Here is a 12,526-nt window from a genome sequence, read left to right as displayed (position 1 = left end):
TATTTACGGAAATCCACTCAGGAGGTGAACAGATGAAAAAAGACATGCGCTATTTGTGCTATCCGTTTATGAGAGAAAGCGCTTCAACGGTTGATTTCGAGATCCGCACCGATTCCTTGACGACGCGAATCGGCGAAGCCATCGCGGTCAACGATGTCCCTCAAATCATCGATGATTTGCGCTACCTACAGCCGATGGTTTACCACTTGAACGGCTCAGTGCGCGGAAAACTCGCCATTACCGAACAAGACCTCGCCGATCTCAGTGACTTGTACGACCGTTACGTGGCGGAAGTGAAAGAGCAAATCGACCAGTTCGTCCTGCCGCAAGGAACGCACGGTACGTGCATTCTTCATGTGTGCCGCAGTGAAGCGAAAAAGTCCGTACGCGCCCTGCACCACGTGACGCTTGAGCGCGCAGTGCCGGAGCATTTGATGGACTACACCAACCTGCTCGCCAATGTCTTTTTCGTGATGGCTGTCTATGCCAATAAACAGCACGGCGTCGATGAAATCCCATTCGTCAGCAAATCCTATCCAACAAAACGTATGAAGAAAAAGGAGACTCACTCGTGAAAATCAAATCATTTCTTTTACTCAGCATTCCACTCGCTTTAACACTCGGTGCTTGCCAAGATGATACTGCCGAAGCACCCACAACAGACGAAACAACCGAAGAAACCTCAACTGAAACTGCAAGCGACGCACCATACACCGTCACCGATGATCGCGGCGAAGAACTCGAATTCGAGCATGCGCCTGAAACCATCGTGTCGCTCATCCCGAGCAATACTGAGATCGTCTTCGCACTCGATGCCGGAGACCAATTGGTCGGTGTTACTGACTATGACAACTACCCGGAAGCGGCGCAGGACATCGAACGCGTTAGTGATTCCGTCGAATTCAATGCCGAGAAAATCATCCAGCTCGACCCGGATGTTGTTTTGGCTTATTCAACCGGCGAAGCACCGCCTGCCCTTTCCCAACTTGAAGATGCCGATATTCCGGTATTCGTTATCGAATCGGCCACTTCATTCGACGAAGTATACGGCGATATCGAACAAATCGCCTCTGTTCTTGCCAAGGAAGAAAAAGGCGCTGAAGTGATCGAAGGCATCCAAACGCAAATCGAAGATGTCCAGGAGCGACTCGCTGCGGTCGATGAGCAAAAAGAAGTGTACGTGGAGATCAGCCCGTCCCCTGAAATTTACACAACCGGCAAATCAACATTCATGCAGGAAATCCTTGACCATGCTCAAGTAACCAATGCCTTTGAAGATCTCGAAGGCTGGCCGAATATCTCCGAAGAAGAAGTCATCACCCGCGATCCGGAAGTCATCTTGACGACCGTTTCTTATGTCGAAGATGCCGTCGGTGATATCGAAGCGCGCGACAGCTGGTCGAATGTGGAAGCGATTGAGAATGACGAAGTGCATTTCATCGATTCCGACATCACTTCCCGCCCTGGGCCGCGCATCGGTGAAGCGGTGCAGTTAGTTGCGGAAACGGTTTATCCTGAATTGATGGAATAAGTTTATTCATTTGCGCTTCACTCAATAAGCACAGACATGCCCTAAGCTATTTCACTGTTTATAAAGGGCCGCGTAATAACGGCGCAAGTCCTGCCCTCCTTTATTTCAGAGGGAATGAATAATCTATTCATCAATAAAAAAAGGCGTCTTTTTATGCATTCATAATCCTGCTTCATCGAGGATGTCCTGTTCAGTGATCGCCCCGCCTTTTCCAGAACCTTTGACGTCTTCAAGTTTAACGCCTAGTTCTTTCGCCAGATGGCGCAGTCTTGGTGACACGCGGGTAAAACTCGCTGTCTCTTGTGACGCTTCATTTTCCTCTGCCTGTTCGAGGTGGACTTTCTCTGAAGCCTCCGTGCTCTCGGCAGCTTGTCCTTTCGGGTCGATGACTGCCAGCAATGTGCCGGCTTTGGCGGACTCTCCGCGCTTCACATGGATTTTCTTCACAGTTCCGCTCGTTTCGGCACGAATTTCTGACACCGCTTTTTCCGTTTGCACTTCACAAAGCACGGTGCCTTCTTCGACGTAATCGCCTTCGTCCACGAACCATAGCACAATCAAGCTCTCATCTGTATCTTCAGACAGCTTCGGCAACGTTACATCATGCATTCCCTAGCCTCCTTTTACGCTTCATCCATCATCTGTTTGACTGTCTCGACGATTTTATCCGGGCCTGGCAAGACGAAATCTTCGAGCATATGGCTATACGGAATCGGCACATCCGGAATTGCCAAGCGCTTGATTGGCGATTCGAGTTCATAGAGTGCTTCTTCCGAGACGATGGCCGCGATTTCAGCAGTCATGCCATACGAACGGTAATCTTCATCGACGACGACCAGCCGATGCGTCTTCTTCACTGAATTGATGATGGTGTCTTTATCGATCGGCGCCAAGGAGCGCAGGTCGATGACTTCCGCTTCGATGCCATCTTGTGACAATCGCTCTGCCGCTTCCATCGCATGATGCGTCATCATCTGGATGCCAACGATGGTTACGTCTTTCCCTTCCCGCATGACATTCGCTTTGTCGAGCGGCACGGTATACGATTCTTCCGGCACATGGCCAACCGCATAATCGAGCTGGTCCATCCAGCCGAGTCCTTGAAGCGATTTATGGAACATGAACACAACCGGATTGTCGTCGCGGATTGCGGACGTCATCATGCCTTTTAAGTCATACGGCGTGCTTGGTGCGACCACTTTCATCCCCGGCATATGCGCAAATGTCGCATACAAAGTCTGCGAGTGCTGCGCAGCATCGCTATAACCGCCGCCGACCGAAGTCATGAGCACCATCGGGAGGCGTACATTGCCGCCGGACATATAGGGGATTTTCGCCATATGGTTATAGATCTGATCCATGCACACGCCGAAGAAATCGACGAACATCAATTCTGCAATCGGCCGCATGCCTTCTGCCGCTGCACCGATCGCCGCTCCGATAAACGCGGTCTCGGAAATTGGCGTATCGAGCACACGCTCCGGCCCGAATTTTTCCATCAAGCCTTGCGTGGAACCGAAAATGCCGCCGTATTTTCCGATATCTTCACCGAGCACGAATACGTTTTTGTCGTTCTCCATCTCCTGGGCAATCGCTTCCGCCATCGCTTTATTGCCCGTCAGCATTCTTTTTTTCGCTGTCTCCATTTCGGAATCTCTCCTTTTCGGATTAAGATGTAAAGACATCATCCAATGCGGCTTCAGGTTTCGGATAATCGCTGTCGCGTGCAAATTGATAGGCTTCGTCCACTTGTTGTTTGGCGCGTGTTTCGATTTCTTCCAGTTCCTTTTCATTCACATGTTCCGCATCCAAGAGCTGCTGACGCAGTTTCATGATCGGGTCGCGCGCCCGCAGTCCCGGCACTTCTTCCTTGTCCCGGTATAACTCGGGATCGCCCTGGAAATGGCCGAGGAAACGGAAAGTTTCGATTTCGATGATTGTCGGGCCCTGTCCGTTGCGTGCCCGGTTGACCGCTTCTTCGGACGCTTTATACATCGCGACAGGGTCATTGTCTTTTACGTAAGCACCCGCTACGCCATATGCCGAAGCCCGAAGGTCATTCGATTCAATCGAAGTCGAGGATTTTTTCGGTACCGAGATGCCATATGAATTGTCTTCCACGACAACAATTAATGGCAAGTTCCACAATGCTGCCAGATTGAGCGATTCATGAAACGCGCCGGCATTCGCTGCACCTTCTCCGATAAAGGCGACAGCGACCCAGTCTTTCCCTTTCATTTTATTGGCCATCGCCGCACCGACCGCATGCGGAATGCCGGCTGCGACAATGCCGCCGCACGAAAACTTCGCTTGTGGGTCGAACAAATGCATATGCCCGCCCTTGCCTTTTCCGAGTCCGGTTTCCTTACCGAAAATCTCCGCCGTCATTTTCTTCAAGTCGACACCTTTGGCGATGGCGTGATGATGCGGACGGTGCGGCGCGGTTACCGTATCGTCTTTCGTCAAATGCACCATCATGCCAGCGGCGGCTGGTTCCTGCCCGGTCGCGAGATGCATTTCGCCCGGCACGGGGCCTTCACCGATATTGAACACCGGCGACTTGCCTTCCGTATACGCCTCCACCATCTGGTCTTCGTAATAGCGGATTTTGACCATCTGCTCATACATCCACATCAGCTTGTCGACGGATACAGAAGGCTGCTTTTCTTCGAACTTAGTCACTGCTACTCCTCCTTTTTTACTCTATAAATTCGGATGGCGTGCGACAAATTCCATAGGCCTAAACACTCTCAGTGTACTCTTCTTCAATAAATATTTCAATATTCTGATAATAAAAGACTAGAGAATTTACAATTAAGTTGATCTTCTTTAATTAACAGGCACAACTTTTTAGAAACTGATCAGAAATACATCTGTTCATTCTATCCTTCCAAATTTTTAATATCGCTAAACAACAATTATTTATTGATAAACGATAAATAAGTCGCTATACTTTAATTATTAACAAGCGAAGAGGTGTTTTTTATGAAACGGGAGACTTTGTTTTTAAAAGTGGTGCTGTTTCTCATGGCGCTGCCGGTCATCGCGTTGTGCATCTTCGTGGTGCTGCCGCTTTCGAGCATCATCCAGGACGGGCCTGATCAGCTAGCGTTTCTGCAATATGTCTTTGTCGCCTTGCTTTATGCAACAGCGGTTGCGTATTTCGTCGCGCTGTACCAGACTTATAAATTATTGAGCTTTATCGATGACAATATTGCCTTCTCTGTGCGCTCAGTGACGGCGATCAAGAACATCAAACGGTGTGCGCTGGTGATCACCGGCATTTACGTTCTCGCGATGCCGTTGTTTTACATCATCGCAGAAATCGATGATGCCCCGGGACTGATCCTCATGGGCGCGGTGATTGGCTTCGGCGCACTTGTTATCGCCGTTTTCGCAGCGGTTTTGCAGAAGCTGCTGACGCACGCCATCGACATCAAATCAGAAAACGATCTTACGGTCTGAGGTGATCTAATGCCAATCATCATAAATCTCGACGTCATGCTCGCCAAGCGCAAAATGAGTATGACCGAGCTATCCGAAAAAGTCGGCGTTACTATGCCCAATCTGTCTATCCTGAAGAATGGCAAAGCCAAAGCCATTCGCTTCTCCACACTAGAAGCCATCTGCAAAGTGCTCGAGTGCCAGCCAGGCGATGTATTGGAATACCAGGAGGAAGAATAGTCCTGACTTCCTTCGCTTTTTGGTAACAGTAAATTTCAGAGCAACTTGCTCATTCTTCGAAACCAAAGGAGGAAAAGATCTTGCTGACAAAACTGGTCGCTGCATTTAATCTAGCAATGTCGTTAGGCGCGTTTTTTATGGGGATTTCCATGCTGCCGTTCATGGGGGTGTTCGTGGAGTTCCCGCCCGAGTGGGTCGGCGTCATGCCTTTTACTAGTTGGTCCGCTTTAGCTATTTATGGAATGATTGTCTTCGGAATCGGAAACGCTGCGGCAGCAGTTTGTGGATTCACTAGGAAAGCGCGGACATGTTTCGTCGCTACTATCAGTTTAGGAATCCTGTTATCGCTAAGCGCGGCGCTGCCGATTGTATTGCTGGGTGACTGGTATTTGCCGCTCGTGTTCTTTTTCTTCCTCAGTTTCATCCAAATGGCACTCGGCTTGTACGGCGTTTTTAGCAAGTACAGAACCGGTTCCCAGGCTAGCAAGGGAATCCTTAACCAGTAAAAATATAGAAAAAGGGCTCTCTTGGCGACAGCCCTTTTTTGGCTTCCTTACTATTCACTTTACAGGAGATTTTTCAATATACGTCAAGGTTTTCCCGCTCACTCCGAGCAATACCGTCAAAAGAGGCGACAGCAAGCAGAAGAACGCAAACGGCAAATATTCCAATGTCGAAACATCCAACACCGAGGCGATGAAAATCCCGCAGACGCTCCACGGCACGAGCGGATTGACGACTGTCCCAGCATCTTCCATGACGCGGCTCAAGTTCTTTCCGGCCAGTCCGACTTTTCCGTACGATTCACTGAACGCTTGTCCCGTCAGCAAGATCGATAAATATTGTTCCCCGACGAGGATATTCGTGCCGATCGCCGTCAAGGCAGATGCGACGATGACAGAAGACACTTTCTTCAGCAGGCTTTCGATTTTCGCGAGCAAACTTTGGATGATGCCGAGTTTGAATAATAATCCGCCCATGCTGAGTGCGAGCAGCACTAGAGCGATGGTGAAGAACATGCTTTCCATGCCGCCGCGTGAAAGCAGCGCATCGATTTCGTCAATGCCGGTCGATGACTCGTAGCCACCGAACAGGATGCCAAGCATCGCCGAGGCTTGCAGGCTCTGGTGGAACAAGGAAACGACAAGCGCTACCGCTGAACTAGTAGCCAAAGTCAAAACCGCAGGTACTTTGAATACCGTCAAGGCAATTAAGACGACGAGCGGCGCCATGGCATACCAATGGATCAACCCCGTCTCAAGCAAGCCTTCCTTGAACAAGGCGATATCTTCTGTATGGTCCAAGGTAACCGACGGCGATAACAGACCGAAGAAGATCAGCGTCAGGACAAAGGCAGGAATCGTTGTCCATCCCATATTGCGGATGTGTTCGAAGAGATCGACGCCGACAATGGACGCGGCCAAGTTGGTTGTATCCGATAACGGCGACATCTTGTCTCCGAAAAAAGCGCCCGAGACAATCGCGCCTGCCGTGATGGCCAGCGACAAATCCAGCGCTCCGGCGATGCCGATCAACGCCACGCCTACTGTCGCCACCGTCGTCAAGGAACTGCCGATGGACAGCCCGATGATCGCCGTGACGACAAAGACCACCGCAAAGAAAAACACAGGCGTCACCAAGCTGAACCCGGCATAGATCAAGGTCGGGATCGTCCCGCTCATCATCCAGCTGCTAATGAGGATGCCGATGAAGAAGAACAAGAACACGGCGCCCATTCCTGCGCCCGCCCCTTCGATCAAGCCCCGCTCCAGTTCGCGGTACGATAATTTTTTAGCCAATCCGTAGCACATCAGCAACAAGATCGCCAGTAAGATCGGCACATGCGGAGCCGCTTCAAATCCGATGATGCTGACGCTGATGATCGCGACGACCAGTGCGACGAGTGCCGCCGCTTCTTTTGTACCCGGTGATAAAATCGCTTTAATATGAAACATGTCCAGTTCCTCCTGTATTGTGAAAATAAAAAAAGAAAACCACTCATCCCTAAAAAAAGGGACGAAGGTTTTCTCCGCGTTACCACCCTAGTTGATGTTCCACTCCAGAACATCCACTCAATTGACCGTTGAAACTACAGATGGCGTAATTCACCCCGATTGCTGCCTGGACTTCCACCCTCCGTCCAGTCTCTTTGTGCTGCGCGCAATGAGCCTACTCATTCATCATTCAACTTATTCGTCGTTGCTTTTTGCAATTGCTATAAATATTAGCATCTCCCCGGGAGAAGTCAAGCGGCTTGTTGCGGTTGGACATAAAAATATCATTTTCGTTGTTTTTGCTTCTCCAGCATCCGTTTGAGGACTCGGATTTGCCCCCGGTGGCTCGTTTCATCTTCCACGACATGAAACCAGAGAAAATACTTATTGTAGACAACTCCGTTATCATACTGCCCTTCTTCGTATAACCAGCTATCGTCGACATTTTCCATAAGCGACAGTGTGTGGTCCCGGACCTTTTTTAATTCAGCCAAGTAATAATCAAGCGGCTGGTCGCAGATTTCATTTCTTGCTTTGTCCCCAAGCTCAAGCGGCACTAGCCATTGCTCCAGTTCTCGCTCCGTCAAGTCACGATTTTCGAATGCAATGACCTGGTGGACAAATTCAATTGCCGCCATATGCATCAAGAGCGCCCCAATCGAATTCGCATGCCCGTCAGCCAAATAATCAAGCTCTTCGGTCGACAAACCTGCCACATCTGCCAATGTAACCGCGCGCGTATAATCGAGCATCGAGACAAGTTCACCGACTTTCGGCGAGAATCCTGTTTGCTCTTTGATCCGGTAGTCCATCCTGCCGCCCCCTTTTTAGCTTGCCAGCCTTCATTGCCAGTGAAAAAGACTGTATTGCCCAGTCTTTTTCTGTGTTTCTTCTATAAAGAATACTACGCCAAACTGAACTTCTTTTTGATTCGTTTCACGATATCCGCTTCTTTACTTTGGATAAATTCATTGGCAATCTGCTTCACCATCGCATTGATTTCCCTATTCATCTCCGTTTTCATTCTTACTTGATCGATGACTACCCCGTTCGGCGTAAATTGCCGGCCTGCGAGTTCATCGAGCGACACATTGTACAAGTCCGCCATTTTCATCAGCAACTTGAGGTTTGGCTCACCTTTCCCTGTTTCAAAATTGCTATAAGTTGCACGCGCAATTTTCAAATGATCCGCAACCACTTGCATCGATAATTTGTTCTGGACTCTGAGTGCTTTTAGGTTTTCAGCTATTTTCGGCATAGGTTTACTCCCTCACAACATCATTTTAATTGCTTTATCCACTTGGGTAATGAAGTCTTAACATTATTTACAAGGGATCTCCACTTAAATGGCCACGAATCACCCATAAATAATAGCTGCATTTAGTAATTAAATAGTATCATATAAGCAATTAAGTTATAATCACAATATCATATAAATTTGGAAATAATTATAGATAGGAAGTTGACTTATGCTGAAAAACTTGTTGAACAAATGGTTATCCACGCCTGTCGAAGGATCAACGATCGATGTTCCTCCAGCTCCGGCATCGAAAGTATATTTATATGAACCAAATCAAGTCGCCCTAAAGCAAGTGATGGAATCCCCTGAAATCCCTGGAGAAGCACCGGGCTATGTCTATTTTGTGCAAGAGCATATGAATGGCTCTTTCAAAATCGGCAAAACCAAGCATGTGGAACGCTATATGAACCTGTTCGTTGTGAAACTGCCTTTTGAAAACAAATTGATCCATTTGATCAAATCCGGCAACCACCATCAGACAAAAGCGGCCTTTCATAAGCATTTTAACGATAAGCGACTCGAGGGGGAATGGTTCTCTTTGAACCAGGATGATGTGGCATGGCTCAAAGCCGGCGACTACCCAGCAGCGATTCAACAGACCATTTCAACCACTCAAGCCACAGTGATTTCTTCTTCAGCCGCAATCAATAAAGACGAAAAGCCATTAACTCCAAAACAAGTCGAGTTTGCTAAAACGCTGCTCATTAAGCTTGAAGACCGCTATGAACTGGCTGTCGACTTTTCGCAATTGACCCATAAAGACTTGAACCGTATGAGCGGCTATTTCCGCTTTAAAAACCAAGGCGCGTTGAACAACTTAGTGTCGGCTGGAGTGCTGAAAGAAAAATAATGGACAGTAAAAAGGCGCCTTCAAATGAAGACGCCTTTTGATTTTATCTTCCTATTCTAAGCGTCTACTAAAGCAAAGTTTCCATCTTATCTAACCAGACGATCCGGTCCGCAACCGTTGCGGGTTTCGGATGGCGCGGGAAACCATTATCAGCTGCCACCCATGCTTTCGCGTGTTCATACGACTTTTCTGGGCTGCCCTCTTGGAACAAGCCGAACTGTGCAGCGAGCCTTTTGGCGACAGTCGACGAGCCCCAGGCAAAAATGAGATGATCTGCGGACGCCAGTAAAGCTTGACGCTCTTGCACATTGTCTTCTTGGAATAGCGAGTGGGACATCCCCGTTCTATTAAACTTGTTTTCAATGATTTTGAAGTTCCCGATATTCCCTTCGCAAATGTCCGATAAATTGATGAGCGTGACCAGATTCCAGTCTTTCCGCTCCATCAAGTTCATCAACTGGTATTGCGTCGGATTCGGTTTGGTGGGGATCCACTGCGCGTCCTGTGGGCTCTTTAAAGTTTCGCCAGCTTGCGCGCAATTGGACGGGTTGATCATGACGATCACGGCATCTGCTCGCGTCGTAAAGACGCCATCTCGCCTGATACGTGCCTCGCGGCGCATGAGAATCTTTTCGTTTTCTATTTTGGCATGATAAAATTTTGCCTCGACCGAAAAGATTTGCTTCAAGTGCTCAGCTGGAATCAGCGACACATAATCACTCCTTACGATTAATAGTAGTACCAGTCTATCAAAGACATTTTCGTTGTACAAAAAAGCTCCCAGGCCATATCCGGCCTGGGAGCTTGCTATTTTTTTATACTTTCGCGTCAACTTTTACCATGCCGTACGAAGTGATGGCGTTCCACATCGTTTCCGGGATGTCGAGTTTGCCGACCAGTTCTTGCGGGATTGTTTCGTTGATGTCTGCTTCGTTTCCTTGCTTCACTTTCTCGGTCCATTCCGGGTCGACCAGTGCTTGACGGCCCATGACGATGATGTCCGCACCTTCTTCAAGCGCAGCTACCGCATGTTCAGGACGCGTGACGCCGCCGACTACGACAAATGCGACGCGGCCGTTGATTTGTTTCGACAGGATTTGGACGATGCTGTCCCCATCTTCCATGCCGCGCGGCGCTTTTTTGAATTCCATAAGCGATACGTGGATATAATGGATGCCGCCTTCGATCAAGCGCTCAACCAATTGTTGCGTTTCTTTGATCGTGTAGCCAACGGAATCTGCATTGTTTTCTTCTGGTGACAAACGGTAGCCGATGATGAAGCTGTCGTCTGCATGTTTTGCAGCTACTTGTTTCACTTCATCCAAGACCGCCAAACCGAATTTCAAACGGTTCTCCAGGCTGCCGCCCCACTCGTCTTCACGCTGGTTGTAAGTAGCTGAGACGAATTGCTGGATCAAATACGTATTGGCACCGTGGATTTCCACACCGTCAAATCCGGCTTCGATCGCGCGGCGAGTCGTGGTGATTTCTTCTCCCGTCAAAGCGCGCGGTGTCGGCTTGTCCGCAGATTCCGCGATGGCGCTCGGTGCGACCGTTTCGCCCGCTTGGATCAAATCCGGCTGGCCTTGGCGACCGCCGTGCTGCATTTGCAGGATGGCTTTGCTGCCTTGTGATTTCATTTCCGTCGCGAGTTGCTTTAAGCGCGGCATGACGTCGTCTTTAAATGCGACGAATTGGTTCGGAAAAGCGATGCCGTTTTCCGAAACTGCGATGCAGGCAGAGACGAATAGGCTGCCGAGTCCTGCGCGGCGCTGATAATACGAAAGTTCGCCATCTGAGACAGTGCCGTCCGGATTTCCTGAATAGGTCGTCATCGGTGCGACGCCTAAACGGTCAGACAGGACAACGCCGTTTGGCAACGTGATTTCTTCGAATAATGGTTTGTATTGCGTGTTCATTTAATTACCTCTTCCCTTGAATTAAAGTTAGTTATATTAAAATATCATAGCCTTAGGACAACTACAACAATACGAGCTTGGCGAGCTGGAAATTTTACTTCCTTTCTTTGGGAGTGGTACGCTCTTCTATGCAAACTTATTCCAAGGAGGAATTCATATGACACCAAACACATACAAAGAAATCCAATTGGCGAACCGCCCTGAAGGCACGCCGACTGACAGCGACTTTAATTTTGTCGAAAAAGACATCCCGACAATCGGCACGAATGAATTATTGCTGAAAACTTTATACCTTTCTGTCGACCCGTATATGCGCGGCCGCATGAAAGACCAAAAATCCTATGTGGCACCGTTCGAATTGAACAAAGCAATTTCAGGCGGAGTGCTCGCTGAAGTTATCGAGTCGAATTCCGATGATTTCAAACAAGGCGATATCATTACTGGCACATTGGACTGGGCACAGTATAATGTGGCGGATGCGAAATCAGTGCAAAAAGTCGATCCATCCATTGCACCGATCACGACTCGTCTCGGCATCCTCGGCTTGACTGGCCTAACAGCCTACTTCGGCTTGCTCGATATCGGCAAGCCGCAACAAGGCGAAACGGTCGTCGTCTCAGGCGCAGCAGGAGCTGTGGGTTCAGTCGTCGGGCAGATCGCCAAACTAAAAGGCGCACACGTCGTCGGCATCGCCGGTTCACAGGATAAGATCGATTACCTGATCAACGAACTTGGATTTGACGAAGCCGTAAACTATAAAGACGATAACTTCAAAGAAGCATTCAAAAAAGCCATCCCGAACGGCGTTGACGTCTATTTCGACAATGTCGGCGGCGAAGTATCGGACGCGGTCATTTTTGAAATCAACCGCAACGCGCGCGTCGTGTTGTGCGGCGCCATCTCTGCTTACAACAACCCAGAAGGAGATATCGGCCCGCGCATCCAGTGGAAATTCATCACGACGAGCTCGATGATGAAAGGCTTCACGCTCGGCGATTACGCGCATGATTTCAAAACCGGCGCACAAGATCTCGGCAAATGGCTGCAAGAAGGCAAACTGAAATACGAGGAAACAATCGTAGAAGGCTTCGAGAAAACACCGGAAGCATTCCTTGGCCTATTCGAAGGCAGCAACCTCGGTAAGCAATTGGTGAAAGTCGCTGACCCTGAGTTTGCTAAACTGTAAATCTCACTTTCTTCTATAGAAACACAAAAGCTGAAGCGGGAACCTGAATGGGTTCCCGCTTC

General features: G+C 49.0%; 15 protein-coding genes. 7 read left to right on the top strand and 8 right to left on the bottom strand.

What is annotated here, in order from left to right; all coding sequences use genetic code 11:
* Window positions 1-32: 32 nt before the first annotated feature.
* A complete protein-coding gene (locus ON064_RS13585) occupies window positions 33-575 on the top strand; it encodes a hypothetical protein (protein WP_274625188.1) in 543 nt (180 codons plus the stop codon).
* Window positions 572-1,531, top strand: coding sequence for an ABC transporter substrate-binding protein (locus tag ON064_RS13580; protein WP_274625187.1), 960 nt, complete (start codon window positions 572-574; stop codon window positions 1,529-1,531). The genes ON064_RS13585 and ON064_RS13580 overlap by 4 nt, the downstream gene beginning before the upstream one ends.
* A gap of 159 nt (window positions 1,532-1,690) precedes the next feature.
* Here ON064_RS13580 and ON064_RS13575 read toward each other — a convergent pair whose 3' ends face one another.
* The 3 genes from ON064_RS13575 to ON064_RS13565 are packed head-to-tail and all read right to left on the bottom strand — an operon-like array spanning window position 1,691 to window position 4,165.
* A complete protein-coding gene (locus ON064_RS13575; protein WP_274625186.1) occupies window positions 1,691-2,140 on the bottom strand; it encodes a biotin/lipoyl-containing protein in 450 nt (149 codons plus the stop codon).
* A gap of 14 nt (window positions 2,141-2,154) precedes the next feature.
* Complete coding sequence (locus ON064_RS13570; RefSeq protein ID WP_274625185.1) at window positions 2,155-3,177, bottom strand: alpha-ketoacid dehydrogenase subunit beta; 1,023 nt, start codon at window positions 3,175-3,177, stop codon at window positions 2,155-2,157.
* A 22-nt stretch (window positions 3,178-3,199) separates the two neighbouring features.
* Entirely contained in the window at window positions 3,200-4,165 is a 966-nt protein-coding gene (locus ON064_RS13565; RefSeq protein ID WP_274625189.1) for a thiamine pyrophosphate-dependent dehydrogenase E1 component subunit alpha, read from the bottom strand.
* Between the two features lie 351 nt (window positions 4,166-4,516).
* Here ON064_RS13565 and ON064_RS13560 point away from each other — a divergent pair, with 351 nt between their 5' ends.
* From ON064_RS13560 to ON064_RS13550, 3 genes are all read left to right on the top strand, one after another.
* Window positions 4,517-4,996 (top strand): DUF2975 domain-containing protein, encoded by a 480-nt coding sequence (locus tag ON064_RS13560; protein ID WP_274625184.1) that lies wholly within the window; start codon window positions 4,517-4,519, stop codon window positions 4,994-4,996.
* A 9-nt stretch (window positions 4,997-5,005) separates the two neighbouring features.
* A complete protein-coding gene (locus ON064_RS13555) occupies window positions 5,006-5,215 on the top strand; it encodes a helix-turn-helix domain-containing protein (RefSeq protein WP_274625183.1) in 210 nt (69 codons plus the stop codon).
* Window positions 5,216-5,295: 80 nt separating this feature from the next.
* Window positions 5,296-5,721: a hypothetical protein gene (locus ON064_RS13550; protein WP_274625182.1), complete on the top strand. Its 426-nt coding sequence runs from the start codon at window positions 5,296-5,298 to the stop codon at window positions 5,719-5,721.
* A 54-nt stretch (window positions 5,722-5,775) separates the two neighbouring features.
* Here the strand turns inward: ON064_RS13550 and nhaC are convergent, their stop codons facing one another.
* The 3 genes from nhaC to ON064_RS13535 form a co-directional block, all read right to left on the bottom strand.
* Window positions 5,776-7,170, bottom strand: coding sequence for a Na+/H+ antiporter NhaC (gene nhaC / locus ON064_RS13545; RefSeq protein ID WP_274625181.1), 1,395 nt, complete (start codon window positions 7,168-7,170; stop codon window positions 5,776-5,778).
* Between the two features lie 323 nt (window positions 7,171-7,493).
* A complete protein-coding gene (locus ON064_RS13540; RefSeq protein ID WP_274625180.1) occupies window positions 7,494-8,021 on the bottom strand; it encodes a DinB family protein in 528 nt (175 codons plus the stop codon).
* 92 nt (window positions 8,022-8,113) lie between these two features.
* Window positions 8,114-8,467: a helix-turn-helix domain-containing protein gene (locus ON064_RS13535; protein ID WP_274625179.1), complete on the bottom strand. Its 354-nt coding sequence runs from the start codon at window positions 8,465-8,467 to the stop codon at window positions 8,114-8,116.
* 211 nt (window positions 8,468-8,678) lie between these two features.
* Between ON064_RS13535 and ON064_RS13530 the strand changes: the two genes are divergently transcribed.
* The gene (locus ON064_RS13530) at window positions 8,679-9,359 is read left to right on the top strand and encodes a GIY-YIG nuclease family protein (protein ID WP_274625178.1); all 681 of its coding nucleotides are present in this window, start codon (window positions 8,679-8,681) and stop codon (window positions 9,357-9,359) included.
* Window positions 9,360-9,426: 67 nt separating this feature from the next.
* On the opposite strand, the gene ON064_RS13525 is transcribed toward ON064_RS13530, so the two are convergent.
* Window positions 9,427-10,071, bottom strand: a complete 645-nt coding sequence (locus tag ON064_RS13525; protein ID WP_274625177.1) for a DUF1643 domain-containing protein — start codon at window positions 10,069-10,071, stop codon at window positions 9,427-9,429.
* Between the two features lie 103 nt (window positions 10,072-10,174).
* A complete protein-coding gene (locus ON064_RS13520; RefSeq protein WP_274625176.1) occupies window positions 10,175-11,278 on the bottom strand; it encodes an NADH-dependent flavin oxidoreductase in 1,104 nt (367 codons plus the stop codon).
* A 157-nt stretch (window positions 11,279-11,435) separates the two neighbouring features.
* Between ON064_RS13520 and ON064_RS13515 the strand changes: the two genes are divergently transcribed.
* Window positions 11,436-12,464 (top strand): NADP-dependent oxidoreductase, encoded by a 1,029-nt coding sequence (locus ON064_RS13515; RefSeq protein WP_274625175.1) that lies wholly within the window; start codon window positions 11,436-11,438, stop codon window positions 12,462-12,464.
* The last annotated feature ends 62 nt before the right edge of the window (window positions 12,465-12,526 follow it).

The sequence above is a fragment of the Planococcus sp. A6 genome (assembly GCF_028823615.1).
Lineage (GTDB): Bacteria > Bacillota > Bacilli > Bacillales_A > Planococcaceae > Planococcus.
Note: the sequence above shows the minus strand (reverse complement) of the source record. Positions and strands in the feature narration are given on the sequence as shown.

Excerpts from the sequence above, each read along its gene's own strand:
- ON064_RS13585 (WP_274625188.1), top strand. The coding sequence starts at position 33 with ATGAAAAAAGACATGCGCTATTTGTGCTATCCGTTTATGAGAGAAAGC.
- ON064_RS13575 (WP_274625186.1), bottom strand. The coding sequence starts at position 2,140 with ATGCATGATGTAACGTTGCCGAAGCTGTCTGAAGATACAGATGAGAGC.
- ON064_RS13570 (WP_274625185.1), bottom strand. The coding sequence starts at position 3,177 with ATGGAGACAGCGAAAAAAAGAATGCTGACGGGCAATAAAGCGATGGCG.
- ON064_RS13565 (WP_274625189.1), bottom strand. The coding sequence starts at position 4,165 with ATGTGGATGTATGAGCAGATGGTCAAAATCCGCTATTACGAAGACCAG.
- ON064_RS13560 (WP_274625184.1), top strand. The coding sequence starts at position 4,517 with ATGAAACGGGAGACTTTGTTTTTAAAAGTGGTGCTGTTTCTCATGGCG.
- ON064_RS13555 (WP_274625183.1), top strand. The coding sequence starts at position 5,006 with ATGCCAATCATCATAAATCTCGACGTCATGCTCGCCAAGCGCAAAATG.
- nhaC (WP_274625181.1), bottom strand. The coding sequence starts at position 7,170 with ATGTTTCATATTAAAGCGATTTTATCACCGGGTACAAAAGAAGCGGCG.
- ON064_RS13540 (WP_274625180.1), bottom strand. The coding sequence starts at position 8,021 with ATGGACTACCGGATCAAAGAGCAAACAGGATTCTCGCCGAAAGTCGGT.
- ON064_RS13535 (WP_274625179.1), bottom strand. The coding sequence starts at position 8,467 with ATGCCGAAAATAGCTGAAAACCTAAAAGCACTCAGAGTCCAGAACAAA.
- ON064_RS13530 (WP_274625178.1), top strand. The coding sequence starts at position 8,679 with ATGCTGAAAAACTTGTTGAACAAATGGTTATCCACGCCTGTCGAAGGA.
- ON064_RS13520 (WP_274625176.1), bottom strand. The coding sequence starts at position 11,278 with ATGAACACGCAATACAAACCATTATTCGAAGAAATCACGTTGCCAAAC.
- ON064_RS13515 (WP_274625175.1), top strand. The coding sequence starts at position 11,436 with ATGACACCAAACACATACAAAGAAATCCAATTGGCGAACCGCCCTGAA.